We start from the raw sequence: 26,724 nt of genomic DNA, 5'->3' as shown, positions 1-26,724 counted from the left end.
CCACCGGCGGGACCCCGGGTGGCCGGGCGCCGCACCCACGGCACACGCGTGCCGCGCACGACACGATCCACAGCACCATCCACGGGCGGGCCCGTGGCGAAACACGACGGGGGGTTGGTCCGATGGCGGGCCGCATGGTGGTCGGTTCCGCCGCCCTGGCCGATCTGGTCCGTCCGGCGAGCGCGCCCGACCCGGCCGGCGGCCACCGGGTGCTGCCCGTCCGGGCCGAGCTGACCGGGCTGCTGCCCAACCGTGGCCTGCGGCGTGGCAGCACCGTCGCGGTCGGCGCCGGCCAGCCCCGGCGCAGCGGCGCCACCTCGCTGATCCTCGCGTTGCTCGCCGAGGCGTCCCGGGCCGGCTCGTGGTGCGCGGTGGTCGGCGTACCCACCTTCGGGGCCGGCGCCGCCGCCGAGGCGGGCATCGCCCTGGAGCGGCTGGCCCTGGTGCCCGACCCCGGGCCGGAGTGGCCCACAGTGGTCGCCGCGCTCATCGACGGGGTCGACGTGGTGGTCACCGCCGTGCCGGCCACTGTCTCCGCCTCGGTCGCCACCCGGCTGGCCGCCCGCGCCCGGCAACGCGGAAGCGTGCTCGTCCCGTACGGCCGGTGGGACGGCGCGGACGTCACGCTCCAGGTGGTCCGGGGCGTCTGGCAGGGGCTCGGCGCCGGTCGCGGGCGGCTGCGCCGCCGTGAGGTGACCGTCTCGGCCCGGGGCCGGGGCGCCGCCGCCCGTCCCAAGGAGATCAAGGTGTGGCTGCCCGGCGACGAACTGACCCGGGTGATCCCCCGCTCGGCCGGGCTCGGCGCCCCGTCCGCCACGCCGTCACGCCGGCTGCGCGTGGTCGCCCCACCCGCCCGTACGCTCGTCGCGGCCGGTCCGGCGTGAGCGGCGGACCGCAGCGGACGCTGCTGCTCTGGTGCCCGGACTGGCCGGTCCTCGCCGCCGAGATCATCGACGGGGTGCCCGCCACCGACCCGGTCGTGGTGCTGCACGCCAACCGGGTGATCGCCTGCTCCGAACGGGCCCGCGCCGAGGGCATCCGGCGCGGGCTGCGCCGCCGCGAGGCGCAGGGGCGCTGCCCGCACCTCACGGTGGTCGACCACGACCCCGGCCGGGACGTGCGCGCGTTCGAACCGGTGGTGGCCGCCGTGGAGGAGGTGGTCGCCGGCGTCGAGGTGATCCGGCCCGGCGCCTGTGCCACGGCGGCCCGGGGGCCGAGCCGCTACCTCGGCGGCGAGGAGGCGGCGGCCGAGCGGATCGTGGAGCACGTCGCGCAGAGCTGCGCGGTGGAGAGCCAGGTCGGCATCGCCGACGGGGTGTTCGCGGCCGGGCTGGCCGCCCGGGAGGGCCGGATCGTGGCCCCCGGCGGCACCCGCGAGTTCCTGGCCGCCCGGCCGGTCGAGGCGCTCGGCCGGCCCGCCCTGGCCGACCTGCTGCGCCGGCTCGGCGTCCGCACCCTCGGCGACTTCGCGGCGCTGCCGGCCGGGGACGTGCTGGCCCGGTTCGGCTTCGACGGGGCGCTGGCGCACCGGCTCGCCGGCGGCCGGGACGACCGCCCGCTGGCGGTCCGGCAGCCGCCCGCCGACCTCACCGTCACCGCCGACTACGACGAGCCGGTCGACCGGGTCGACGCCGCCGCGTTCGCCGCCCGCATGCTCGCCGAGCGGCTGCACGAGCGGCTGGCCGGGTACGGCCTGGCCTGCACCCGCCTCGGCATCGAGGCGGTCACCGCACACGGCCAGGAACTGCACCGCGTCTGGCGGCACGACGGCCTGCTCACCGCAGCGGCCGTCGCCGACCGGGTCCGTTGGCAGCTCGACGGCTGGCTCTCCGGCAGCAACGGCCGGGGCGGGACACGTCCGGCCCGCCCCACCGCCGGGATCGTCCGGTTGCGGCTGGTGCCGGACGGGGTGCTCGCCCAGGCGGGCCTGCAAGCCGGGCTGTGGGGGGAGACCGGCGAGGAGCGGGAGCGGGCGCACCGCGCGCTGAACCGGGTGCAGGGCATCCTCGGTCCCGAGGCGGTGGTCACCGCCGTGCTCGGCGGCGGACGGTCCCCGGCCGACCAGGTGCGCCTGGTCCCGTGGGGCGACGAGCGGGTGCCCGCCCGCCCCGGCCCGCCACCCGCCGTAGCGCCTCCGGTCCCGGCGTCCCCGGCTCCGGCCGCATCGCCCGTCCCGGGTGTCGGGGCCGCTCCTGGTGCCGCGTCCGCCTCGGTCGTCGTACCGGCTTCGGGTGTGCGTGCCGGGCTGCGTGCCGGGCGGGGCCGGGCGGTGGCCGAGCCGCCGTGGCCGGGGCGGATTCCGCCGCCGTCGCCGGCCGTGGTGCTGCCCACCCCGCTGCCGGCCGACGTGCGTGACGCCGCGGGGGAGCCGGTCGTGGTGAGCGCGCGGCTGGCGGTCAGCGCGGCGCCGGCCCGGCTCATCGTCGGCGACGGGCGCCCGGCCGAGATCACCGGCTGGGCCGGGCCGTGGCCGGTGGACGAACGCTGGTGGGCGCCGGTCGAGGCGCGCCGCCGGGCCCGGTTCCAGGTGAGCCTGGCCGACGGTGCCGCCCTGCTGCTCGCGGTCGAGGGCGGCCGGTGGCTGGTGGAGGCGATCTATGACTGAGCGCCGGGGAAGATCTTGGAAGGAATGCGCCCCTCCAGGGGCCGTTTCGTACCAAGATCTCGGGCGGTCGGGTGGTGGGCGAGGCGGGCGCCGGTGAGCTTCCACAACCCGAAGATGCCGTGGTCCAAGCTGGAGCAGGTGCTCTCCGGCCGGGCCGGGGGCGAGCGGCACCTGCACGTGGTCGACCCGCTCGCGGTCGACGCCGACGGCGGCGACTCACCGGCCTGGAGCCGCAAGCGCCAGGAATACCGGCCGCCGGAGCTGGCCCGCCCGGACGGCGTGGTGCCCTACGCGGAGCTGCACGCGCACTCCAACTTCAGCTTCCTCGACGGTGCCAGCCACCCGGAGGAACTGGCCGAGGAGGCGGCTCGGCTCGGGCTGACCGCGCTCGCCGTCACCGACCACGACGGCTTCTACGGCGTGGTGCGCTTCGCCGAGGCGGCCCGCGCGCTGCGGCTGCCGACGATCTTCGGCGCGGAGCTGTCCCTCGGGCTGCCCGGCCCGCAGAACGGCGAGCCCGACCCGCTCGGCCGGCACCTGCTGGTGCTCGCGCACGGGCACGAGGGGTACGCGCGCCTGGCCGCCACCATCTCCCGGGCCCAGTTGCGCGGCGGGGAGAAGGGCCGTCCGGTCTACGGCGAGCTGGAGGAGATCGCCGCCGAGCTGCGCGACCACGTGCTGGTGCTCACCGGCTGCCGCAAGGGGCACGTGCCCGCGGCGCTGCTTACCGAGGGGGTCGACGCGGCGGCCCGGGAACTGGACCGGCTCACCGCGCTGTTCGGCGCGGAGACGGTGGCGGTGGAGCTGACCGACCACGGCCACCCGGTCGACGCCGACCGCAACGACGCGCTCGCCGACCTGGCCGCCGCGGCCGGGCTGCCCACCGTCGCCACGAACAACGTGCACTACGCCACCCCGGGACGGCGTCGGCTGGCCACCACCGTCGCGGCGGTCCGGGCCCGGCGCAGCCTCGACGAGATCGACGGCTGGCTGCCCGCCGCGGCCACCGCCCACCTGCGCAGCGGCGGGGAGATGGCGGCGCGGTTCGCCGCGTACCCGGGCGCTGTGGCACGGGCCGCCGAGTACGGCGCGGAACTCGCCTTCGACCTGCAGCTCGTGGCGCCGCAGCTGCCGGCGTACCCGGTGCCGCCCGGGCACACCGAGATGAGCTGGCTGCGCCGGCTGACCATGGACGGCGCCCGCGAGCGCTACGGCCCGCCCGAGGCGCACCCGGAGGCGTACGCGCAGCTGGAACACGAGCTGCGGATGATCGAAGACCTCGGTTTCCCCGGCTACTTCCTGGTGGTCTACGACATCGTCGCGTTCTGCCGTGCGCAGGACATCTACTGCCAGGGCCGGGGATCGGCGGCCAACTCGGCGGTCTGCTACGCGCTGCGCATCACAAACGTGGACGCGGTCCGGCACCGGCTGCTGTTCGAACGGTTCCTCGCCCCGGAACGCGACGGCCCGCCCGACATCGACGTGGACATCGAGTCCGACCGCCGGGAGGAGGTGATCCAGCACGTCTACGCCCGCTACGGCCGGGAGCACACCGCCCAGGTCGCCAACGTCATCTCGTACCGGCCCCGGTCGGCGGTGCGGGACGTGGCGAAGGCGTTCGGCTTCTCGCCCGGCCAGCAGGACGCCTGGAGCAAGCAGATCGACAGGTGGGGCTCGGTCGCCGCGGTCGACGTGGCGGACATCCCCGAGCAGGTGGTCGCGTACGCCAACGAGCTGCAGACCTTCCCCCGGCACCTGGGCATCCACTCCGGCGGCATGGTGATCTGCGACCGGCCGGTGATCGAGGTGTGCCCGGTGGAGTGGGGCCGGATGCCCGGCCGCAGCGTGCTCCAGTGGGACAAGGACGACTGCGCCGCCGTCGGCCTGGTCAAGTTCGACCTGCTCGGCCTCGGCATGCTCTCGGCGCTGCACTACGGCTACGACCTGATCGGCTCCCGCCTCGACCTGGGCGACATGACGCTGGACGACCCCGAGGTCTACGACATGCTCTGCCGGGCCGACTCGGTGGGCGTGTTCCAGGTGGAGAGCCGCGCCCAGATGGCCACGCTGCCCCGGCTCAAGCCGCGCGAGTTCTACGACCTGGTGGTGGAGGTGGCGCTGATCCGGCCCGGCCCGATCCAGGGCGGCTCGGTGCACCCGTACATCAGGCGCAAGAACGGCCAGGAGCCGGTCACGTACGCGCACCCGCTGATGCGCAACGCGCTGGAGAAGACGCTCGGCGTGCCGCTGTTCCAGGAGCAGCTCATGCAGCTCGCCATCGACCTGGCCGGGTTCGACGCGGCGGGTGCCGACCAGCTGCGCCGGGCCATGGGGGCGAAGCGGTCGGTGGAGCGGATGGCGCAGATCGCCGACCGGCTCTACGCCGGGATGGCCGAGCGGGGCATCACCGGCGAGCTGGCCGACGACGTGTACCGCAAGCTCACCGCGTTCGCCAGCTACGGCTTCCCGGAGAGCCACGCGATGAGCTTCGCCTACCTGGTGTACGCCAGCTCGTGGCTCAAGCGCTACCACCCGGGCCCGTTCCTGGCCGCGCTGCTCAACGCCCAGCCGATGGGCTTCTACTCGCCGCAGACACTCGCCGACGACGCCCGCCGGCACGGCGTGGAGGTGCGCCGGCCGGACATCAACGCCAGCGGCGCCAAGGCGGTGCTGGAGTCCACGCCGGAAACCCGGTGGGGCAGCGTGCCGGGGGAGCCGCCGCACGCCTGGGGGCTGGGCGGCCCGGCGGTACGGCTCGGGCTGGGCAGCGTCCGTACCCTCGGCGAGGACGTGGCCGAGCGGATCGAGGCGGAACGCGCCGCGCACGGGGCGTACCGGGACATGCCGGACCTGGCCCGCCGCGTCGGTCTCACCGCCACGCAGCTGGAGGCGCTGGCCACCGCCGACGCGTTCGCCTGTTTCGGGCTGACCCGGCGGCAGGCCCTCTGGGCCGCCGGCGCGGCGGCCCAGGACCGGCCCGGCCGGCTGCCCGGCACGGTGACCGGCGCGGACCCGCCCACCCTGCCCGGCATGGCCGCGGTGGACCGCCTGGTCGCCGACGTCTGGGCCACCGGCCTGTCCCCGGAGAGCCACCCGGCCCGGTTCATCCGGGACCGCCTCGACGAACTGGGCGCGGTGCCGATCGCCCGCCTCGGCCAGGTGCCACCCGGGCAGCGGATCCGGGTCGGCGGGATCGTCACCCACCGGCAGCGCCCGGCGACCGCCGACGGCGTCACGTTCCTCAACCTGGAGGACGAGACCGGGATGCTCAATGTCACTTGCTCCCCCGGGCTGTGGCAGAGATACCGTCGAATCGCCCGCACCAGCGGAGCACTCGTGGTGCGGGGCCGGCTGCAGCGGCACGAGGGCGTCACGAACCTCACCGCGGACCGGCTGGACGCGATCGAGCCCCCCGTCACACCGGCATCCAGGGATTTCCGTTGATGGAGTGATCCACATTACGGTTTCCGTGAGCCGGAGGCGGGAGACTCCCGACGCGGGTGGGCAGAGTGGCCCACCCGGGGTATGGGGGATGAACAGATGACCTTTCACCGCACGAACGCCGGTGGCGTGGCGAACGCCCGACGGACCCGCCTCGGCGCCGACTGGGCGCCCACCCACGAGGCCGAGCCGCGGGAATACCAGGTGACCGACGGCCCGGTGGCCAACCACCAGCGTTCCCGCGCCGAGGACGACCCCGCCGGCGGCGGCGAGTCCTGAACCCGGGCCGGGGGGTGACTAGGCTCGGCGCGTGGAGCAGATCCGAACCCTCACCCCCCGCACCGCCGTCATCTGGTCGGTGCTCCGGGCCGAGCTGGACCGGCGGGCCGGCGAACGACTCTCCGTGCTCGACGTCGGCGGCGGGACCGGCGGCTTCGCCGTCCCGCTCGCCGAGGCCGGTCACCGGGTCACAGTGGTCGACGCCAGCCCCGACGCGCTCGCCGCGCTGACCCGCCGGGCCGCCGAGGCCGGGGTCGCCGATCGGGTACGCGCGACGCAGGGCGACGCCGACGCGCTCACCGGACTCGTCGAACCGGCCACCGTGGACCTGGTGCTCTGCCACTCCGTCCTCGAGGTGGTCGACGACCCGGAACCGGTGATGTCCGCGCTGGTCACCGCGTTGCGGCCAGGTGGCGCGGCGAGCGTGCTCGTCGCCGGCCGGGCCGCCGCCGTGTTCGGCCGGGCGATGAACGGGCAACTGGACGCCGCCGCCGCGCTCGCCGCCGACCCGCACGGCACCACCGGCGGCCGGGACACGCTGCGCCGCCGCTACGACGCCACCGACGCGACCGCGCTGCTCACCGCCGCCGGCCTCGTCGTGGAGGAGATCCACGGGGTACGCGTGCTCGCCGACCTTCTCCCGGCCGCGGTGGCCGACGGCCAGCAGGCCGCCCTGGTGGAGCTGGAGCGCGCCCTCGCAGCCCGGTCCCCGTACCGGGATCTCGCCGCCCAGCTGCACCTGTTCGCCCGCCGCCCGGCATGACCGGTCCGGCTCCCGATCCGACGCCCGGCCCGGCTCCCGGCCCGCTGGACCGGGTGGCGCCGCGCTACGACGGCGGCGCCCTGACCGACGTGCTGCCCAGCGCGCTGGCGCTGCTCGGCGTACCGGGCGCGGCCGACCGGCTCGGCCTGACCCCGCGCCTGGCCGGGGTACGCCGGATCGCGGTACTGCTCATCGACGGCCTCGGCTGGTACCAGATCCCCACCGCCGCCCCGTACGCCCCGACGCTCGCCGGCCTGGCCGCCACCGCCGGCCGGCCGCTCACCACCGGCTTCCCGTCCACCACCCCGACCAGCCTGGTCAGCCTCGGCACCGGCACCCCGTCGGGCGCGCACGGCGTACTCGGCTTCACGGTCCGGGTGCCCGGCACCGACCGGGTGCTCAACCACGTCGACTGGGCCGGCGACCCCGATCCGGTGAGCTGGCAGCCGGTGCCCACCTGGTACCAGCGGGCGCGCGCCGCCGGGGTCGCGGTGACTGTGGTCAGCCGTCCCGAGTTCGCCGGCAGCGGCCTCACGCTCGCCGCCAACCGGGGCGGCGACTACCGGGGCGCGGCAGGCGTGGACGCGCTCGCCGCCCGGATGCTGGCGGCGCTCGCCGCCGGGAACGGGCCCGCACTCGTCTCCGGCTACCACCCCGACCTGGACCGGCACGGGCACCTCAGCGGCGTCGACTCCGCGCCCTGGCGGACCGCCGCCGCCGAGGTGGACATCCTGCTGGCCCGGCTCGTCGACGGGCTGCCGCCGGACGCCGCGTTGCTGGTCACCGCCGACCACGGCCAGCTCGACGTGCCCGCCGGGCACCGCATCGACCTGGACACCGACCCCCGGCTGCGGGCCGGGGTACGGGTGGTCGCCGGCGAGCCCCGGGTCCGCTACCTGCACGTCGAGCCGGGCGCCGAGGCCGACGTGGTGGCTGCCTGGACCGAGGTGCTGGGCCCGGCCGCGCAGGTGCTGACCCGCGCCGAGGCGGTGGCGACCGGCTGGTTCGGGCCGGTGCCCGAGGCACACCTGACCCGCATCGGCGACGTGGTGGTGGTCTGCCGGGACACGTACGCGGTGGTCGCCACGCGCTCCGAACCGCCGATGGCGTCGCGGCTGGTGGCGTACCACGGCGCGGACACCGCCGCCGAGATGACAGTCCCGCTGCTGGTGGTCCGGGGCTGAGCGGGCCCGGTTCTGGCCGGTGCGTGGGGTGGCGCCCCGATGGCCGTGGGCTGGGCGGTGGGGTTGTCGGACCGGCGGGCTAGCCTGCTGGCATGGGCCGCAGCCAGTCGTTGCCCCGAGGCGGTGACCCCCGCTTCGGGCCGGACGCCGACGACACCGGCTGCACCATCCTGCACGTCGACATGGACGCGTTCTATGCCTCCGTGGAGGTGCGCCGCCGCCCCGAGCTGCGTGGCCGGCCGGTGGTGGTGGGCGGCGTCGGCCCGCGCGGCGTGGTCAGCTCCGCCAGCTACGAGGCCCGGCGGTACGGCGTCCGCAGCGCGATGCCCACCGCCCGTGCCCGCGCGCTGTGCCCCGGCGCGGTCTACCTACCGCCCGACTTCACCGCCTACACCGAGGCGTCGCGGGCGGTCATGCGGATCTTCCGGGACGTCACGCCGCTGGTCGAGCCGCTGTCGCTGGACGAGGCGTTCCTCGACGTGGCGGGCGCCCGACGGCTGTTCGGCCGGCCCGCCGACATCGCCGCGCTGATCCGCCGCCGGGTCGCCGAGGAGCAACAGCTGACCTGTTCGGTGGGCGTGGGGCCGAGCAAGTTCGTGGCGAAGCTCGGCTCCACCCGGGCCAAACCCGACGGCCTGCTCGTGGTCCCGGCCGCACAGGTGCTGGAGTTCCTGCACCCGCTGCCGGTGTCGGCGCTGTGGGGCGTGGGGGAGCGGTCCGCGGACGCGCTGCGCCGCCTCGGCCTGCGCACCGTACGCGACCTCGCCGAAGCGCCGGCCGGCCTGCTGCGCCGGGCCGTGGGCGAGGCGTCCGCCGCCCACCTGCACGAGCTGGCCTGGGGGCGTGACCCGCGTGGCGTCACGCCCGACCAGGTGGAGAAGTCGATCGGCGCGGAGGTCACGTTCGACACCGACGTGACCGACCCGGACGAGATCCGGCGGTCCCTGCTCGCGCTCGCCGACAAGGCCGGCGCTCGGCTACGGGCGGCCGGGCAGGTGGGCCGTACGGTGTCGCTCAAGGTCCGTTTCGCCGACTTCCGGACGATCAGCCGCTCCCGCACCCTCGCCGTGCCCACCGACACCGCCCGGGAGATGTTCGACACGGCCTGGGCGCTGTGGGGCGCGCTCGCCCCGGGCGAGCCGGTTCGGCTGGTCGGGGTCCGGATGGAAGGTCTCGCCCCTGCCGGGGAGACCCCGCAGCAGCTCACCCTCGGTGCGCCCGAGCGCGGCTGGCGCGAGGCGGAGGCGGCGGCCGACGCGGCGGCCGCCCGATTCGGGCGGTCCGTCATAGGTCCGGCCAGTCTTCTCGGCCGTCGTGATACACGACAAGTCGAAAAACCGACCCGGCCGTAGGTCGTCCCGCTTTCCGACGCGCGGGGGCCCTCGTAGACTTGCGGGTAAGCAGCCGGTTGGCTGCCACGGTCTGTCGGCCCGCCCGGGCCGACCAACGTGACCGGGGAGGAGTGCCGTGCCGCTCTCGGAGCACGAGCAGCGGCTGTTCGAGCAGATCGAGCGGTCGCTTGCCGAGGACCCCAAGTTCGCCTCGGCCGTGCGCGCCAGCGACCCGCGTTTCCACGCGCGGCGTCGCGTGCTCGTCGCTGCCGGCGTGGTCGTCGCTGGTCTGGCCCTGTTGATCTACGGTGCCGTGATCAAGATTCCCGCGGTGGCCGTGGCGGGTTTCGTCGTCATGCTGGCCTCGTTGGGCTACGCGGTGCAGTCGCACCGCCGATCCCAGTCGCCCGACCTGCACGTGGTCGGCGGCACAACGAGCCGGCGTCGTCCCCGTGGCCGCAGTGGTGGTGGTCGCCGGGGCTCCTTCCTCGATCGGATGGAGGACCGCTGGCGGCAGCGCCCGGAGGGCCACCGCTGACCGCGTCCCGCCCCTGACCCGGGGCGGGAACCGGCGGCGCCTCCGTAACCGGCCGGCCAGCGCCGCCGGGGCGTATTGCTGCCGGTCGCCGGGCAGCGCGGGCGAGGGCCGGCGCTCAGTCATGCCCGCGATCGACCCACCCACCGTCCCCGCCACTCGACGCACCCCCGCGGCCCGCCGCCTCTGCACACCCTCGGACGTCTCCAGCCGGCACGTGCTGCCGGGTCCGCCCCACACATGAGCGTGTGCACCGTGCCCGGAGCGCCCCGCCCGTGAGCGTGCGCACCGCGCCCCGGTCGCCCCGCACGTGAGCATGCGCACCGCGCCCGGGTCGCGGCAGGGCAGCTCCCCGTCGTGCCCAAACCTCCCCGCCTCAGCGCCACGCCAAGCGCCTCCTCGCGCCCGCCAGCAGGCGCCACACCCGCCCTCACCCGCGATCTTGCACTTTCGGTCCGAGCGGTGCCCCGAATGTCCCCTTCACCCGGGCGCAAACTGCAAGATCGCCGGGCCGGGCCGGGGCGGGCCGGGCGGGCCGGGGCGTCCAGCTCACCTGATCAGCCATGCGCGCCCGGCAGGCGGGATGCGCTGCCCGTAATCCGGGAGCCGCCGTAGATCTTGGTAGGAAAGGGCCCCTATGGGGGCCGTTTCCTACCAAGATCTACGGCGCGTCCGGGCCAGAAGCGGTGATCAAGGAGGTTGTGTCTTCAGCGGGGCTCGATTCGGACACAAACTCCTTGATCACCGCCGAAGGGCGGGCGGGCCGCGCGGGAGGGGAGGGCCGGGGGCGGGTGGGAGGGGCAGGGCGGGTGGGTCAGCGGGTGGGACGGTGGGCCAGGAGGCGGCGCGGGCTCCAGCGGGTCATGTGCTGCCGGACCTGACCGCTCGCGGTCACCACCATTGCCGACCGCTCGGCCAGGGCGGTGCGCCAACGCTGCAGCACCGACGGGGGCAGCAGCGCGGCCAGCAGCCGGGTACGGCGGTCCGCGCCCGCCGCCAGCGCGCCCCGGACCGTGCGCAGCGCCGGCTGCAACTCCGCGTCGGTCAGCGGGTCACGCGCGTAACGGGCGCGCTCCTCGGCGCGGCCGAGCAGGCGTACCCCGGTCGCGGCGTCCCCCCGCTCGGCGAGTGCCTCCCGGGCCAGCCGTTCGGCGGTGGCCCGTGGGGTCTCCGTGCGGTCCACCCGGACGTGGAAGTCGACGAGCGTGTCGAGCAGCTCGTCCCAGGCGGCGTGCGCGTCGGCGCGGGCCGCCTCGGCGTCCACGCCGACGACGACCGGCCGCGTCTCGCCGCGCTGGCCCGGCACCGGCAGCGCGGTGGCCGCGGGCGGGACCGCCCGGACGCGCCGGCGTCGGCGCAGCGCGGAGCGGCGCAGGGCCGGTACGGCGAGCAGCGCCAGCAGCGCCAGCGCACCGGCCAGCCACCACGGCCAGACAGGGCTCTCCTCGGCCGGGCCGCCCTGGTTCAGGGTCAGGCCCTGGTCGGTGTCCTTGTCCAGCCGGTCCGCCTCGTTCGGCCCGGCCGACGGGCCGGCCGCGTCGGGAGCGCTGGTGCTGCCGGCCGACGGGGTGACCTCCTCGGGGGCGTCGATGTCCGGCGCCCAGGCCGAGCGAACCGAGCCCGTCACGGCCGCCGCCGGGGTGGCGTCGAACGGCACCCAGCCGATCCCGCTGAAGTTGACCTCGGTCCAGGCGTGCAGGTTGCGGTTGGTCAGCACGTACGTGCTGCCGTCGGCCTTGCCGCCGTTGGTGAACCCGACGGCCACCCGGGCCGGGATACCGGCGGCCCGGACCAGCCAGGCCATCGCCGCGGCGTACTGCTGGCAGTAGCCGACCTTGGTGGCGAGGAAGTCGGTGATGTCCTCCCCGCTGCTGCCGTTGCGGGTGGACAGCGCGTAGGTGAAGCCGTTCTCCACGGAGAAGTAGTCGTAGATCGCCCGGACCTTGTCGTAGTCGTTCGACTTGCCCTTCACCAGCTGCGCGACCAGTTCCTCGACGGCCGGGACGGACGGCCGCTCGGTCTGCTGCCGCATCACCGGGCTGTCCGAGGGCAGCGACGGGGCCGCGCGCAGCGCCGCCGGGCTGAAGGTGGACCGTACGTAGTCGAACGAGTAGCTCTTGCCGCGGGCGTTGTCCCGGTTGGAGAAGACGACCTGCTGGTTCGGGTCGTACAGCCAGTTGCCGTTGAGATCGTCGGTGTTGACCGGCTCGGCGTAGACCGGCAGCAACGGCATGTTGAGGTTCTTCGTCACCTCGACCGTGGCGCGGTAGCGCTGCTGCTCGACACCGCGCGTGGCGCGTTCCCCCGGGTCGGGCAGCGGGCGGGTGATCGGCCGCCCGGTAGGCACGCGTGCCTGGAAGCCGCTCGGCCGCAGGTCGTCCACCACGCCCAGACGCAGGTAGAACGGGGTCGTCTCGTTGGTACTGACCTTGACCAGCTCGACTTCCTCGTTCTGGTTGAGCTGGCCGCTGAGCGCCGCGAACAGGTCGACCCGGCCCGAGCTGCCGCCCTGGCCCGGGCGCCCGTTGCCCTCGCCGGGCCCGGCGCCGACGTTGTTCAGCAGCCCGCCGGTCATCCCGGGCACTGCGAGCGGCAGCGCCACCGCCACGATCACGCCGACCACGGCGAGCCGCCGTCCGGCCGCGGCGAGCGGGGACGCCTCCCAGACGTCCACGTCACGGCCCTCGCCGGTGAACCGGCGGCCGAACCGGCGTACCCGGTCGACGTTGTCGGTGACCAGCAGCCAGAGGTAACCGGCGGCGCCGACCACGAACGGGGTGGCCGGGACGCTGTCCACGTAGACCGCGACCGGCACCGAGTAGATGGCGAGCATCGGCAGACCGGCCAGCGCCGGGCGGCGCAACCCGACCGCGAGCACGTCCACCACCACCGCGACCGCGCCGATGCCGAGCACCGCGAGGAACAGCAGCGAGTCGACGTCCGGCACCTTCACGCCGTACGAGCGCATGTCCTGCAACGACGTCTGGAGCAGGTCGCCGAAGTGGGCGAACGTGGCCGGGGTCGGCACGAACGCGAGCAGTTCGGTGCCGCCGGGGAAGACCCAGGTCAGGCCCAGGGTCAGCCCGGCCAGCATGGCCAGTACCTGCCCCCACAGCGGGAACCGGCCCAGCCGGCTCAACGCGGCCGCGCCGGCCACCACGGCGACCACGACGGCGGCCTGGATCAGCCAGGTCCAGCGTTCGAAGATCGCCGACAGGGGGGCCGCCGCCAGCAGTGTCGCCGCCGCGGCGACGAACCCGATGTTGCGGTGCGGGGTCACAGGGGGATCCTTCCCGTCATCGTCGTCCGCCGGCCACCGTCTCGGCCATGGCGGCCCGCAGCGCGAAGCCCTGCGAGCCCCGTCCGGCCTGCGGCCACAGCATCGGCAGCCGGGTGCCGTGCTCCACCCCGATGACCCGCCAGCCGCTCTGCAGCAGCGTGAGCGCGGCGGCGCCGTGTGCCCGCTCCGCCTCGGCCCGGGCGTTCGGTGGCAGGTTGAGCCAGGTGTTGCTGTCGAGCAGGAACGCCACGCAGGTGGCGCCGTTGCCGCGCAGCCCGGCCAGCAGTTCCGCCTCGGCGGTGCCCAGCGTGCCGAGCAGCGCGATGATCAGACCGCCGTCGGCCCGCTGCCGGACCTGCTGCACGAGCGTGGTGATCTCGCCGCGCCGGTCCAGGTGCACGTCGGCGAGGTGGTCGAGCAGCAGTCCCTCGCCGCCTGCCTCGGTGGCGCCGACGTCGGCGCCGTTGCCGGTGACCAGCCGCAGCTTGTAGCCGGCCTCGCGCAGGTGCACGGCGATGCTGGCGGCGGCCGAGACCGCCCACTCGAAGCTGGCCGTCGGGCCCTCGCCCCGGTGCCCGCCGGCACGGGTGTCGAGCACCACCGTGGCGCGGCTCTCCCACGGCTGCTCCTCGCGGCGCACCATCAGCTCACCGGTGCGGGCGGTGGACTTCCAGTGCACCCGGCGCAGGTCGTCGCCCCTCCGGTACTCCCGGGTGGCGGCGTCGTCCTCGCCGTGCACCGCCACCGACCGGGCCCGGCTGTCGCCGCTGCCGGCGTACTCACCTGGTAGCCGGACCGACGGCAGCGGGGTGACCTGCGGGATCACCGTGAGGTGGTCGGTGCTGGGGAACGACCGGGTCAGCTCGCACAGGCCGAACGGGTCGGTCAGCCGGATCACCAGCGGCCCCACCTCGTAGCGGCCGCGCACGTCCGCGCGGACCGTGTACGCCACGGAGCTGGCCTGGTGCGCGCCGAGCCGCTCCAGCACCACCCGGGGCCGGCTGCCCAGCGCGTACGGCAGGCGGTCCTCCAGCAGCAGCGTGCCGGTGGGCAGGCGGGACAGGTTCTGCAGCCGCAGCACCACGCGGGAGCTGGCCCCGACCGGCACCCGGTGCGGCTCCAGCGACCTGTTGCAGGCCAGCTTGTACCGGCTGCGCCCGACGTACGCGGCGGCCAGCAGCGGCAGCACGGCGAGCAGGACCGCCACCCGGAGCAGGTCCTTCTCGCCCAGGATGCCGGCGGAGATCGCCGCGGCCACCGCGGCCGCCAGGAAGGAGCGGCCGCGGGTGGTCAGCCCACGCAGGCCGTCGCGCACGTCACGGCCTCCGCGGCTCGTACGGCCCGCGGCCGTTGTTGCCGCCGCCGGGGCGGGTGTCGTACGGCGAGCGCTGCCGGTCGTGCGGGAGCGGCAGGCGGTGCACCAGCTCGGAGACGATCGCGTCGGTGGTGCGCCGGGCCAGCTGCGCGTCCGCGGTCGGGATGATCCGGTGCGCCAGCACCGGCACCGCGAGCACCTGGAGGTCGTCCGGCAGGACGTAGTCGCGGCCCTCCAGGGCGGCCACCGCGCGGGCGGTGCGCAGCAGCTGGAGCGTGGCCCGCGGGGACGCGCCCAGGCGCAGGTCGGGCGCCTCCCGGGTGGCGGTGACCAGGTCGATCGCGTACTGCTTGACGGCGTCGGCGACGTGCACCTGCCGGACGTGGCCGATCAGCCGGCGGACGGTGGCCGCGTCGGAGACCGGCCGCAGCCCGGGCAGCGGGTCGGTGGCGCCGTGCCCGTCGAGCATGGCCAGCTCGGCGCGCGGGTCCGGGTAGCCCATGGCGATGCGGGCGGTGAACCGGTCGCGCTGCGCCTCGGGCAGCGGGTAGGTGCCCTCCATCTCGATCGGGTTCTGCGTCGCGATCACCATGAACGGCGTCTGCAACTGGTAGGTGACCCCGTCGACGGTGACCTGCCGCTCCTCCATGCACTCCAGCAGCGCCGACTGGGTCTTCGGCGAGGCCCGGTTGATCTCGTCGCCGACCACCAGGTTGGCGAAGACCGCGCCGGGGCGGAACTCGAAGTCGTGCGTCTCCTGGTTGTAGACGCTGACGCCGGTGACGTCGCTGGGAAGCAGGTCGGGGGTGAACTGGATCCGCCGGACCGAGCAGTCGATGGACCGGGCCATCGCCTTGGCGAGCTTGGTCTTGCCGACGCCGGGCACGTCCTCGATGAGCAGGTGGCCCTCGGCCAGCAGCACCGCCAGGGCGAGCCGGACGGTGGCGGTCTTGCCCTCGATGACCTGCTCGATGTTGGCCACGATGGCCTCGCTGGCGGCGCGGAACTCGTCGTGCGGCAGCAGACCGCCCACCTCGTCCCAGGTCTGTTGTGTCACGGGCCTCCTCCTCGTCGCCTGGACGGCAGCTCTTTATAGAGCACCTGGACCCGCCGTTGGGTTCGCGACGCCGAGCCTCGTCTGCCGCAGAAATCTCATTGGTATCTCAGGCTAACCATGTTTGTCGTTACTGCCGACTCCCGCAGGTGGTCGGTCGGTTACGCCCGGAATATTCGCCGGACCGGGGGACCGGCCGCCGCGGGTGGAACGGGCGCGCCGCCACCGAGGGGTGCGAGGTACACTGCCTGCATGGCCGGGTTCTTCCTGCTTCTTACCGAGCCGTGTTGATGCGCTGAAAGCGCGACAGCACGGCCGCCCCTCCTGCGCGAGGGGCTTTTTTGTGCCCGCAGCAGACCGCCACAATTTTTTCGAATCGATCCGCGCCGAGGAGACGCCATGAGTGAGGCAGCCGCACCGGCGACCGACATCCCCCCGTTCCGGTACACCGCCGCCCTGGCCGACGAGATCGAGCACCGCTGGCAGGACACCTGGGCGCGGGAGGGCACCTTCCACGCGCCGAACCCGGTCGGCCCGCTGGCCGACCCGGGCCACCCGCGGGCGGGCGCCGAGAAGATGTACGTGCTGGACATGTTCCCGTACCCGTCCGGTGCCGGCCTGCACGTCGGTCACCCGCTGGGCTACATCGGCACCGACTGCTACGCCCGTTACCAGCGGATGGCCGGGCGCAACGTGCTGCACGCGATGGGCTTCGACGCGTTCGGCCTGCCCGCCGAGCAGTACGCGGTGCAGACCGGCACCCACCCGCGGACCACCACCGAGGCCAACATCGAGCGGTTCAAGGCGCAGCTGCGCCGGCTGGGGCTGGCCCACGACGAGCGGCGCTCGGTGGCGACCATCGACACCGACTTCTACCGCTGGACCCAGTGGATCTTCCTGCAGATCTTCAACTCCTGGTACGACGCGGACGCCAAGAAGGCCCGGCCGATCGCCGAGCTGATCGCCGAGTTCGAGGGCGGCACCCGCGCCACCCCGGACGGGCGTCCGTGGGCCGAGCTGACCGTGGGGGAGCGGCGGCGCGTCGTCGACGACCACCGCCTGGCGTACGTCTCGGAGGCGCCGGTGAACTGGTGCCCGGGCCTGGGCACCGTGGTGGCCAACGAGGAGGTCACCGCCGACGGCCGGTCCGAGCGCGGCAACTTCCCGGTCTTCAAGCGCAACCTGAAGCAGTGGATGATGCGGATCACCGCGTACGGCGACCGGCTGCTGGAGGATCTGGACACGTTGGACTGGCCGGAGCCGATCAAGCTGCAGCAGCGCAACTGGATCGGCCGGTCGACCGGCGCGCACATCGACTTCCCGACCGACGCCGCCCCGGTGCGGGTGTTCACGACCCGGCCGGACACCGTCTTCGGCGCCACCTACATGGTGCTGGCGCCCGAGCACGAACTGGTCGACGTGCTGACGCCGGCCGCCTGGCCGGAGGGCACCCGGGACGCCTGGACCGGCGGACACGCCGGCCCGCGTGAGGCCGTCGAGGCGTACCGGAAGGCCGCCGCGGCCAAGACGGACGTGGAACGGCAGGCGGACAGCAAGGAGAAGACCGGCGTCTTCGTCGGCGCCTACGCGACCAACCCGGTGACCGGCGGGCAGATCCCGATCTTCATCGCCGACTACGTGCTGGCCGGGTACGGCACCGGCGCGATCATGGCGGTGCCGGCCCAGGACGAGCGGGACTGGGACTTCGCCGAGGTCTTCGAGCTGCCGATCGTGCGGACCGTGCAGCCGCCGGAGGGCTTCGACGGCAAGGCGTACACCGGTGACGGCCCGGCGATCAACAGCGCCGCGCCGGAGCGCGGCATCGACCTGGACGGCCTGGGCGTCGCCGACGCCAAGGCGCGCATCATCGAGTGGCTGGAGGCGAACGGGCACGGCGCCGGCGCGGTCACCTGGCGGCTGCGCGACTGGCTGTTCTCCCGGCAGCGCTACTGGGGCGAGCCGTTCCCGATCGTCTACGACGAGACCGGGGCGCCGATCGCGCTGCCCGAGTCGATGCTGCCGGTCGAGCTGCCCGAGGTGGAGGACTTCTCGCCGAAGACGTTCGACCCGGAGGACGCCGACAGCACCCCGGAGACCCCGCTGTCGCGGCGGCGCGACTGGGTGGAGGTGGAGCTGGACCTGGGCGACGGGCCGAAGCGCTACACCCGCGAGACCAACGTGATGCCGCAGTGGGCCGGCTCCTGCTGGTACGAGCTGCGCTACCTGGACCCGGCCGACTCGCAGCGCTTCGCCGACCCGGAGAACGAGGCGTACTGGATGGGGCCGCGCCGCGACGGCGACTGCGGTGGCACCGACCTGTACGTCGGCGGCGCCGAGCACGCCGTGCTGCACCTGCTGTACGCGCGTTTCTGGCACAAGGTGCTGTACGACCTGGGCCACGTGTCGTCGTTCGAGCCGTTCCGCCGCCTGTTCAACCAGGGCATGATCCAGGCGTACGCGTTCGTCGACCCGCGCGGCGCCTACGTGCCCGCCGAGGAGGTCGTCGAGGTCGACGGCCGCTGGTTCCACGGCGAGACCGAGGTGCGGCGCGAGTACGGCAAGATGGGCAAGTCGCTGAAGAACGTGGTCACCCCGGACGACATGTGCGCGGCGTACGGCGCCGACACGTTCCGGGTGTACGAGATGTCGATGGGCCCGCTGGAGGTGTCCCGCCCGTGGGACACCCGGGCCGTCGTCGGCTCGTACCGGTTCCTGCAGCGGGTCTGGCGCACCGTCGTCGACGAGCAGACCGGCGAGCTGCGGATCACCGACGAGCCGGCCGACGAGGCGACCCGGCGGCTGCTGCACAAGACGATCGACGGGGTCCGCGCCGACATGGACGGGATCCGCTTCAACACCGCCATCGCCAAGCTGATCGAGCTGACCAACGGCCTGACCCGGCTGACGCGTACCCCGCGCGAGGTGGCCGAGCCGCTGGTGCTGATGGTCGCCCCGTTCGCCCCGCACATGGCCGAGGAGCTGTGGCGCAAGCTGGGCCACGACACCTCCCTGGCGTACGCGGACTTCCCGGTCGCCGACCCGGCCCTGCTGGTGGCCGAGTCGGTCACCTACCCGGTGCAGGTCAACGGCAAGGTCCGGGGCCGAATCGAGGTGCCGGCCGACGCGACCGAGGAGACCGTCCGCGCGGCGGCGCTGGAGGCGGTCACCGGCGCGCTGGGTGGCAAGGAGCCGCGCAAGGTGATCGTGGTGAAGGGCCGGATGGTCTCGGTCGTCGCCTGACCGTCCACCGTGTGCTTGAGGCGCGTCCCGTTCGCGGGACGCGCCTCAACCCGCCGGCCGGACCGTGTCGGCCGCCTTCGCCGCCGGGTCAGCCGGCCGGTCCGGCAGACCGGCGCCGTTCGGCCCGCCACCAGCGGTGGATGATCAGCAGACTGGCGATCAGGCCGAGGCTCGCAGGCGCGGCCGCGTACCAGTTGATCGAACCGGGCGTGGTCACCGCCGCACCGATCGCCGCGTAGCCGATCGCGGTCGGGGCGGAGGCGATCACGCTGCCGGCCAGGAACGGCGCCACCCGGGCGGCGGTGGTGCCGTAGCCGTAGCTGACCAGGCCGAACCCGGCGATCGGCAGCAGCCGTACGGTGATCACGCCGAAGACGCTCTGCCGGGCGAACCAGCCGTCGAGGCGGGCCAGCCGGCCGCGTACCCGCTCGGCGACGAAGTCGCGGCCGAGCACCCGGCCCACTGTGAAGCCGATGGCCGCCGCGAGCAGCGCCGCGCCGAGCGCGTACGCGGCGCCCTGCACCGGGCCGAAGATCGCGCCCGCGGCAAGCGTGACGAATGTCCGCGGCACCAGCGCCACCAGCAGCAGCGCACCGCCGATCACCGCCGCGGGCGGGCCGTAGCCGCCGAGCGAGTCGGCGAACCGGGGCAGGTCGGCCGGGTCCGGCCGGGGCACCAGCAGCAGCGTCACGCCGAACCCGGCGAGCAGCAGCAGAAGCAGCCCGAACCGGCGCGCCGAGGGCTGCCGCAGCAACCCGGCGAGCCGGCGGGCCACCGGTCGCCGCCCCGGCCGGGCGGCGCCGGTCACGGCCTCGGGGCGGCGGCCACCGCGGTGCGGCGCTCGGAGCGGAGGCGGTCGGCCCAGGTGTCGTCGAGCGGCGGGAGCTGGTGGATGCCGGTCGCCCAGCGCAGCAGCAGGTCCGCCAGGTCGGGGTTGCGCGCCAGCGCCGGGCCGTGCGAGTAGGTGCCGAGCAGCTTGCCCCGCCAGGCGCCCTCGGTGGCGCCGTCGTTGCCGACGCCGGTGGTGACGCGGGCCAGCGGGGACACGCCCGGGCCGAGGTGGGTACGGCCGCCGTGGTTCTCGAACCCGGACAGGTGCGGGATGCCCAGCCGCGGGTCGACCTCGCCGGCCAGCTCGCCGACGGCCCGGGTGGGCCCGCGGTCGGAGGAGAGGTCGAGCAGCTCCAGGCCGGCGCAGCGGGTGCCCTTGGCGAAGAAGGAGGTGCCGAGCAGCTGGTAGCCGGCGCAGACGCCGAACACCACCGAACCCTGGGCCACCGCCCGGTGCAGGCCGCCGTCGGCGATCAGGCGCTGGGCGCCGAGCGCCTGCGGACCGTCCTCACCGCCACCGAGCAGGTAGATGTCGGCGGTGGCGGGCAGCCGCTGGTCGGAGCGGACCTCCAGCACCTCGACCGGCATGCCGCGCAGCTGGGCCCGGCGGGCCAGGATCAGCGCGTTGCCCCGGTCGCCGTAGGTGGACAGCAGGTCGGGATAGATCCAGACGATGCGCAGGCTCTCAGTTGACACGGTCCAGCTCCGCTCGGATGTCCTGGAAGGCGGTGTAGTTGGCGATGACCTCCAGCCGGCCCGGCGGCACCGCGCGGACGGCCTCGTCGAAGCTGCGGACGTGCTGGAACGGCACGCCGTTCACCTCCAGCCGCACCGCCAGGTCGTACGCCCGGTCGCCGGTGATCAGCACCTGCCGGCCGGTCAGCGGGGAGAAGTCCACGTCGAACAGCCAGGAGGTGTCCAGCCCGTCGGGGTCGCGGGCGTTGATGGACAGCAGTGTCGGCGCGACGTCGGCCATGTCGAACGCCTCCAGCCAGCTCGCCGGGTTCTTCGCCAGCAGCAGCCGGATGTTGCGCCCGTCGCGGTCGACCTGGGCGTAGCGGCCGGCCACCGAGGTGACGGTGCCGAGCCGGGACACCGCGTCCACCGGGCGTACGCCGAACTCGGCGGCTACGGCCAGCGCGGTGGCCGCGTTGCCGAGGTTGACCTTGCCGGGGAGCTGGAGCTGGATCTTGTGCCAGGCGCCGGTGGGGTCGAGCACGCCGTCGTCCTCGACCGTCCAGTTCGGCTCGGGACGGCGCAGCGGGCAGCCGGTGCACCACCACTGCTCGCCGGAGCGCTGGATGGTGGAGCCGCACTCGGGGCAGACCCAGGAGTCGTCGTGCCAGCGCTGCCCGGCGCTGAACCAGGTGACGTGCGGCGGCACGTGGCCCTGGGCCGGGTCGGCCGGCGGGCAGGCGGCCCACACCACCATCGGGTCGTCGGCGTTGGCGACCACCCGTACCCGCGGGTGCCGGACCAGGGCGGCGCGCCAGAGCTGCGCCATCATGGCGACCTCCTTGGCGCGGTCGAGCTGGTCGCGGGAGAGGTTGAGCAGCGCCACCACGTGCGGCTCGGTCGCCTCCAGCACCTGGGCCAGGTAGTGCTCGTCCACCTCCAGCACCGCGTACGGCGTGCTGCCGGCCTTTGCCAGCGCCGAGGTGTGGCCGGTGGGCATGTTCGCGCCGAAGGAGTTGGTGGCGACCCGGCCCAGCACGCCGACCGCGGCGGTGGTGAGCCGGGTGGTGGTGGTCTTGCCGTTGGTGCCGGACACCAGGGCGATGGCCCGCCCGGCCGAGAGGTGGGCGAGCAGGTCCGGGTCGATCTTGAGGCCGATCCAGCCGCCGATCACCGAGCCGTCGCCACGGCCCGCGGCCCGCGACAGCGCCGCGGCGGTGCGCGACACGGAGCTGGCCACCTTTGCCCGCAAGGGCATCTTCGCGTCCGTCACGCGAGCGAGGTTACCGGACCGCCACCTCCACCAGATCGCCGCCGACGGCGAACCGTTCGGCCGGGGACGGCCCGGCGGACGGGCGGAGCGCGTGGGGCCGGACGGCGGCGGTCGATGTCGGGTAGCGGACGGTGTGGGGCGCGCCCCACCCCCTCCACTCCGCCCCACCCGCGTTGACGTGCGGTTTTGCGCGCGGAAACGCCACGCCACGCGGGCGATTCTGGTTGCAGGTGGAGGGAAGTGGAGTAGAGTGGGGCGCGATGGTGAGGCCGGGAGGGCCACACCGGCCCGGGGGGTCAGCGGCGCCGCGAACGCCGCTCAGGGCGAGGGGGTTGGGCCGATGTTCCTCGGCACCCACACTCCGCGCCTGGACGACAAAGGCCGGTTGATCCTGCCGGCGAAGTTCCGGGACGAACTGGCGGGGGGTGTCGTGATCACCAAAGGGCAGGAGCGCTGCCTCTACGTCTTCCCGATGCCCGAGTTCCAGCGGATCGCGGACCAGTTGCGCGCGCAGCCGATGACGAGCAAGGCGGCCCGGGCCTACAGCCGGGTCTTCTTCGCCAGCGCACACGACGAGGTGCCGGACAAGCAGGGGCGGGTCACGATTCCCGGCCACCTGCGGTCGTACGCGGCACTGGACCGGGATCTGGTCGTGATCGGAGCGAGCACCCGGGTGGAGATCTGGGACAGGGCGGCCTGGGAGGCCTACCTCGCGGAGAGCGAAGACGACTTCGCCGACATCGAGGAGGGGGTGCTGCCCGGCGGTCTGTAGGGCGTGACGGCGCCCGACGTACTGCGAGATCTCCAGCCGCTTTCGAGTTCCTGGCACCCCTTCCCCGGTGCCAGGCGCACGATCCGACACGGAGGGCCGCGGCCTCCGGCGGGCGGGAGCGGATGGGGATCTGGCGGTATGGCGAGGCGTCGTGGCGACGACGGACACGTGACGGAACGGTTGGCGAACGGGGTGGGGGTCGAGATGGGGGAGCTACGCGGCACGCACGTGCCGGTGCTGCTCGAGCGGTGTCTCGAGCTGCTGGCCCCCGCACTGGGCCGGCCCGGTCGCACCGTGCACGTCGACGCCACGCTCGGCCTGGCCGGGCACGCCGAGGCGGTGCTCTCGGCGCATCCGGACACGGTGCTGATCGGCCTGGACCGGGACACCGAGGCGCTCGCCCACGCGCGGGTCCGCCTGGCCCGGTTCGCCGACCGGATCCACCTGGAGCACGCCGTCTACGACGAGCTGCCCGAGGTGCTCGACCGGCTCGGTTACCCGGCGATCGACGGGGTGCTGTTCGACCTCGGCGTCTCGTCCCTGCAACTGGACGCGCCCGACCGCGGGTTCGCGTACGCGCAGGACGCGCCGCTGGACATGCGGATGGACCAGACCCGGGGGGTGACCGCCGAAGAGGTGGTCAACACGTACTCCCACCCGGACCTGGCCCGCCTGCTGCGGGTGTACGGCGAGGAGAAGTTCGCCGGGAAGATCGCCTCGGCGATCATCCGGGAACGGGAGCGCAACCGGATCACGTCCTCGGCCCGGCTGGCCGAGCTGGTCCGCGACGCCATTCCGGCACCGGCCCGACGAACCGGTGGACACCCGGCAAAGAGAACGTTTCAGGCTTTACGGATCGAGGTAAACAGAGAACTGGCAGCGCTGGAGACGGCGCTGCCGGCTGCTCTGGACAAGCTCACAGTGGGCGGCCGCATGGTGGTCCTGTCCTACCACTCGCTGGAGGACCGGCTCACCAAGCAGGCGCTCGCCGATCGGGTCCGCAGTAAGGGCCCGATCGACCTCCCGGTCGAACTGCCCGGGTCGGGCCCGACGTTCCGGCTGTTGAGCCGGGGCGCCGAGCTGCCCGGGGAGGCAGAGGTGGCCGCGAACCCGCGTGCCGCCTCGGTGCGGCTGCGGGCCGCGGAACGGCTCGACCCGGAGGCGGCCCGGCAGGGGCGTACCGACCGCGAACGGTACCGCCGCCGGGTGAAGGCGATGCACCAACCGGGGACGGGGTCACCGGGGTCCGGCGAGGACCCGCGGTCGGCCCCGGGGGACGCGAACGGGACGGACGAGGAGGGGGAGGGGACATGAACGTCGAGAAGCGCGACGGCCGGGGAGCCGTCGGGCAGCGCGCACCGCGGTCGGGGGGCCGGACCGCGGCGCAGCGCACCACGCGGGACACGACCGCGACCGACCGCCGGGAGCAGGCTCGCGCCCGGGGGGCGCGCGAGTTTCCGACGCAGGGCAGCGCCGCGCTGCGGCCGGCCGAGCGTACCCGGGTCACCGGTGCGCCCGCGCCGCGCCTGCGGGTCGCCCCGCCGGCGCCGATCCGGGTGCCCCGGGCCCCGTTCGTCGCGCTGATCCTGGTGCTGGTGGTCGGCGGGGTGCTGGGCATCCTGGCGGTCAACACCAAGATCAACGAGAACGCGTTCAAGCTGGAGAAGCTCCAGCAGCAGCAGGCCAAGCTGGACGTGGACGAGCAGGAGCTGCGCAAGGAGATCGCCAAGCAGGAGGCGCCCGGCAACCTGACCGCCAACGCCCGGCGGCTCGGCCTGGTCGAGTCCGAGGACCCGGCCTACATCCGGCTGCCGGACGGCCAGACCATCGGGGTGCCGCACCCCGCGCAGGGCGACCCGTCGGTCACCAGCCGGCAGGGCAACGGAGGCTGAGTCATGCCGCCGAGATCGGATGATCCGCGCCGGGACGCCACGGGCTCCCGGCGCGGATCGTCGCGGGGGTCGGAGCCGCGCGAGCCGGGCCTCGGGGGGATCTCCGACGCCCGGGCGTACACCCCGCGCGGGCGGACCGTGCGCGAGGGCGGCGGCGCCGAGCAACGGCGTACCCCCCGCAGCACCCGGTCCGGCGACCCGTTCCGGCCCGCGTTGCAGGTGCTCGACGGCGGCCGGGCCGGGCGGGCCGGCACGCGTGAGCCCGCCACCGACGGCGCCCGGTCCGGCCGCCGGTCCACCGCCGCGGGCGGCCGGGCCGGCGTGGTGCGGACCGTCTCGTCCCGGCCGGTGCGTGAACCGTTCGACGACGAGGAGGACGCGCCGCCACCGCGCCGCCGGTCCCAGCCGCGCCGCCCGGCCGCGCAACCCCGCCGGCCGGTACGCAAGCCGCGCCGGCCGCCGCGACTCGGCGACCCGCGCCGGCGGCTGCGGCTCGGCACCGTGCTGGCGCTGGCGCTGTTCGCCAGCATCGGTGTGCGGCTGGTCTACCTCCAGACCGTGGACACCCCGGCGTACGCCGACGGCGGCCTGCCCGACCGGCTCGCCGTGGTCGAGCTGCCGGCCCCGCGCGGGGCGATCCTCGACCGCGACGGCGAGCCGCTGGCGCACAGCGTCGAGGCCCGGTACGTGTTCGCCGACCCGACCCTGGTCAAGGACCGCGCCGCCACCGCGCGGGAGCTGTCCCCGCTGCTCGGTGTGCCCGCCTCCGATCTGGAGGAGAAGATGCGCCCGCGCACCCTGCCCGGCACCGACACGCAGTCGCGGTTCGTCTACCTGGCCCGCGGCGTCGAGATCAGCACTGCGAAGAAGATCATGGCGCTCGACCTGGCCGGCATCAACGTGCACCGCGACGAGCGGCGCGAGGTGCCCGGCGGCGACCTGGCCGCCAATCTCCTCGGGTTCGTCAGCCAGGACATGAACGGCCTGGAAGGGCTGGAGGCCAAGTACGACGACGTGCTGCGCGGACAGGCCGGCAAGCGGACCTACGAGGTGGGCCTCGGTGACCTGGCCGCGCCCATCCCGGGCGGCTACAGCCGCACCACCCAGCCGCAGCCGGGCAGCTCGCTGAAGCTCACCGTCGACCGGGACCTCCAGTTCATGACGCAGCGGATCCTGGCCAAGCAGACGGCCAAGGTGAAGGGCAGCGTCGGCGCCGCGGTGATCATCGAGGTGCCGAGCGGCGAGGTGCTGGCGCAGGCCAGCCAGCCGACGTACGACGCGGCGAACCCCACCAAGGTCGGCTCCCCGGCGGACCGGGACGACGCGGCCACCACGTTCGTGGTCGACCCCGGCTCGATCCACAAGGCGATCACGTACGGCGCGGCGCTCCAGGAGGGCGTGATCACGCCGGACACCAAGTTCCCGGTCTCCGACACGATCGTCCGGGGCGGCGTCACCTTCCGCGACACCCACCCGGCCGGCGGCCGCACCATGAGCATCCCCGGCATGCTCGCCTTCTCGTCGAACGTCGGCACCATCGAGATCGCCGAGAAGCTGGGCAAGGACCGGCTGTTCGACTACCAGAAGCGGTTCGGGCTGGGCGCGGCGACCGGCGAGGGTATGCCCGGCGAGGCCTCCGGCCGGCTGCTCCCGCCGGACCAGTGGAGCGGCTCGGCGTACGGGTCGGTGCCGATCGGGCACAGCGTGGACGCCACGCCGCTGCAGATGGCCGCCGCGTACGCCACCATCGCCAACAACGGCACGTACGTGCAGCCGCACCTGGTCAAGGAGACCATCGGCGCGGACGGCAAGCGCAGCCCCGCCGCCGCGCCCACCACCCGCTCGGTGCTCAGCCCCGACAACGCGGCGGCGCTGCGCCGGATGATGGAGGCGGTCACCACTGTCGACGGCCCGGACGGCCAGGCCACCGGACTGGCCGCCGCCGTGCCCGGCTACCGGGTGGCCGGCAAGACCGGCACCGGGCTGCGATACGAGAACGGCAAGGAACAGCCCGGGCCGGTCGGCTCGTTCATCGGCATGGCCCCGGCGGAGAACCCCCGGTACGTGGTGGCGGTGTTCGTCTGGAGCCCCGGCGGCGAGGGCGGCGCGGTTGCCGCGCCCGCGTTCCGGGAGATGATGGGCTTCACTCTCCGCCACTACCGGGTGCCGCCGTCGCTGACCAACAAGTCCCCGAAGTTCGAGGTCTTTCCGCGCTGAGCGGGGGCGGCGGGACATCATCGGTGAGTGGCGACGA

Annotated in this window: 19 protein-coding genes; 13 read left to right on the top strand and 6 right to left on the bottom strand. The window is 74.6% G+C overall.

Annotation, left to right across the window (positions count from 1 at the left end; genetic code table 11):
• Nucleotides 1-122: 122 nt before the first annotated feature.
• From O7546_RS20140 to O7546_RS20105, 8 genes are all read left to right on the top strand, one after another.
• Complete coding sequence (locus O7546_RS20140) at nucleotides 123-884, top strand: hypothetical protein (RefSeq protein ID WP_281599940.1); 762 nt, start codon at nucleotides 123-125, stop codon at nucleotides 882-884.
• Nucleotides 881-2,605, top strand: a complete 1,725-nt coding sequence (locus tag O7546_RS20135; RefSeq protein WP_281599939.1) for a DNA polymerase Y family protein — start codon at nucleotides 881-883, stop codon at nucleotides 2,603-2,605. The genes O7546_RS20140 and O7546_RS20135 overlap by 4 nt, the downstream gene beginning before the upstream one ends.
• Before the next feature lie 93 nt (nucleotides 2,606-2,698).
• A complete protein-coding gene (locus O7546_RS20130; protein ID WP_281599938.1) occupies nucleotides 2,699-6,049 on the top strand; it encodes an error-prone DNA polymerase in 3,351 nt (1,116 codons plus the stop codon).
• A gap of 96 nt (nucleotides 6,050-6,145) precedes the next feature.
• Nucleotides 6,146-6,325: a hypothetical protein gene (locus tag O7546_RS20125; RefSeq protein WP_013287622.1), complete on the top strand. Its 180-nt coding sequence runs from the start codon at nucleotides 6,146-6,148 to the stop codon at nucleotides 6,323-6,325.
• Nucleotides 6,326-6,356: 31 nt separating this feature from the next.
• Nucleotides 6,357-7,088: a methyltransferase domain-containing protein gene (locus tag O7546_RS20120; RefSeq protein ID WP_269697359.1), complete on the top strand. Its 732-nt coding sequence runs from the start codon at nucleotides 6,357-6,359 to the stop codon at nucleotides 7,086-7,088.
• Nucleotides 7,085-8,272, top strand: a complete 1,188-nt coding sequence (locus tag O7546_RS20115; RefSeq protein ID WP_194801207.1) for a nucleotide pyrophosphatase/phosphodiesterase family protein — start codon at nucleotides 7,085-7,087, stop codon at nucleotides 8,270-8,272. The genes O7546_RS20120 and O7546_RS20115 overlap by 4 nt, the downstream gene beginning before the upstream one ends.
• Before the next feature lie 92 nt (nucleotides 8,273-8,364).
• Nucleotides 8,365-9,624, top strand: a complete 1,260-nt coding sequence (locus tag O7546_RS20110) for a DNA polymerase IV (RefSeq protein ID WP_281599937.1) — start codon at nucleotides 8,365-8,367, stop codon at nucleotides 9,622-9,624.
• A gap of 115 nt (nucleotides 9,625-9,739) precedes the next feature.
• Complete coding sequence (locus O7546_RS20105) at nucleotides 9,740-10,141, top strand: DUF3040 domain-containing protein (protein WP_128139017.1); 402 nt, start codon at nucleotides 9,740-9,742, stop codon at nucleotides 10,139-10,141.
• Between the two features lie 811 nt (nucleotides 10,142-10,952).
• On the opposite strand, the gene O7546_RS20100 is transcribed toward O7546_RS20105, so the two are convergent.
• From O7546_RS20100 to O7546_RS20090, 3 genes are read right to left on the bottom strand one after another with little or no spacing between them, the layout of a single operon-like run.
• Complete coding sequence (locus O7546_RS20100) at nucleotides 10,953-13,418, bottom strand: DUF3488 and transglutaminase-like domain-containing protein (protein WP_281599936.1); 2,466 nt, start codon at nucleotides 13,416-13,418, stop codon at nucleotides 10,953-10,955.
• Nucleotides 13,419-13,434: 16 nt separating this feature from the next.
• Nucleotides 13,435-14,733 (bottom strand): DUF58 domain-containing protein, encoded by a 1,299-nt coding sequence (locus O7546_RS20095; RefSeq protein ID WP_262014585.1) that lies wholly within the window; start codon nucleotides 14,731-14,733, stop codon nucleotides 13,435-13,437.
• A 1-nt stretch (nucleotide 14,734) separates the two neighbouring features.
• Nucleotides 14,735-15,790: a MoxR family ATPase gene (locus O7546_RS20090; RefSeq protein ID WP_013287615.1), complete on the bottom strand. Its 1,056-nt coding sequence runs from the start codon at nucleotides 15,788-15,790 to the stop codon at nucleotides 14,735-14,737.
• 396 nt (nucleotides 15,791-16,186) lie between these two features.
• On the opposite strand from O7546_RS20090, the gene leuS reads away from it, so the two are divergent.
• Nucleotides 16,187-19,027 carry a leucine--tRNA ligase gene (gene leuS, locus O7546_RS20085; RefSeq protein ID WP_281599935.1) on the top strand — a complete coding sequence of 947 codons (2,841 nt, stop codon included), beginning with the start codon at nucleotides 16,187-16,189 and terminating at the stop codon, nucleotides 19,025-19,027.
• A gap of 88 nt (nucleotides 19,028-19,115) precedes the next feature.
• Here leuS and O7546_RS20080 read toward each other — a convergent pair whose 3' ends face one another.
• Genes O7546_RS20080 through O7546_RS20070 form a run of 3 tightly spaced genes read right to left on the bottom strand, consistent with a single transcriptional unit; the run spans nucleotide 19,116 to nucleotide 21,791 of the window.
• The gene (locus O7546_RS20080) at nucleotides 19,116-19,835 is read right to left on the bottom strand and encodes a VTT domain-containing protein (protein WP_194801212.1); all 720 of its coding nucleotides are present in this window, start codon (nucleotides 19,833-19,835) and stop codon (nucleotides 19,116-19,118) included.
• Nucleotides 19,832-20,554, bottom strand: a complete 723-nt coding sequence (locus tag O7546_RS20075; RefSeq protein ID WP_013287612.1) for a glutamine amidotransferase — start codon at nucleotides 20,552-20,554, stop codon at nucleotides 19,832-19,834. Before O7546_RS20075 ends, O7546_RS20080 begins: the two co-directional genes overlap by 4 nt.
• Nucleotides 20,544-21,791 carry a MurT ligase domain-containing protein gene (locus O7546_RS20070; RefSeq protein ID WP_128138608.1) on the bottom strand — a complete coding sequence of 416 codons (1,248 nt, stop codon included), beginning with the start codon at nucleotides 21,789-21,791 and terminating at the stop codon, nucleotides 20,544-20,546. The genes O7546_RS20075 and O7546_RS20070 overlap by 11 nt, the downstream gene beginning before the upstream one ends.
• A 355-nt stretch (nucleotides 21,792-22,146) precedes the next feature.
• On the opposite strand from O7546_RS20070, the gene mraZ reads away from it, so the two are divergent.
• The 4 genes from mraZ to O7546_RS20050 all read left to right on the top strand — a co-directional run bounded on the left by mraZ (nucleotide 22,147) and on the right by O7546_RS20050 (nucleotide 26,687).
• Nucleotides 22,147-22,578: a division/cell wall cluster transcriptional repressor MraZ gene (gene mraZ, locus O7546_RS20065; protein ID WP_073831045.1), complete on the top strand. Its 432-nt coding sequence runs from the start codon at nucleotides 22,147-22,149 to the stop codon at nucleotides 22,576-22,578.
• A 204-nt stretch (nucleotides 22,579-22,782) separates the two neighbouring features.
• On the top strand, nucleotides 22,783-23,892 hold the full coding sequence (rsmH, locus tag O7546_RS20060) for a 16S rRNA (cytosine(1402)-N(4))-methyltransferase RsmH (RefSeq protein WP_194801303.1): 1,110 nt from the start codon (nucleotides 22,783-22,785) through the stop codon (nucleotides 23,890-23,892).
• A complete protein-coding gene (locus tag O7546_RS20055; RefSeq protein WP_194801213.1) occupies nucleotides 23,889-24,470 on the top strand; it encodes a hypothetical protein in 582 nt (193 codons plus the stop codon). The genes rsmH and O7546_RS20055 overlap by 4 nt, the downstream gene beginning before the upstream one ends.
• Before the next feature lie 3 nt (nucleotides 24,471-24,473).
• Entirely contained in the window at nucleotides 24,474-26,687 is a 2,214-nt protein-coding gene (locus O7546_RS20050; protein ID WP_194801214.1) for a penicillin-binding protein 2, read from the top strand.
• The last annotated feature ends 37 nt before the right edge of the window (nucleotides 26,688-26,724 follow it).

This window comes from Micromonospora sp. WMMA1976 (genome assembly GCF_027497335.1).
Taxonomy (GTDB): domain Bacteria; phylum Actinomycetota; class Actinomycetes; order Mycobacteriales; family Micromonosporaceae; genus Micromonospora; species Micromonospora aurantiaca.
Note: the sequence above shows the minus strand (reverse complement) of the source record. Positions and strands in the feature narration are given on the sequence as shown.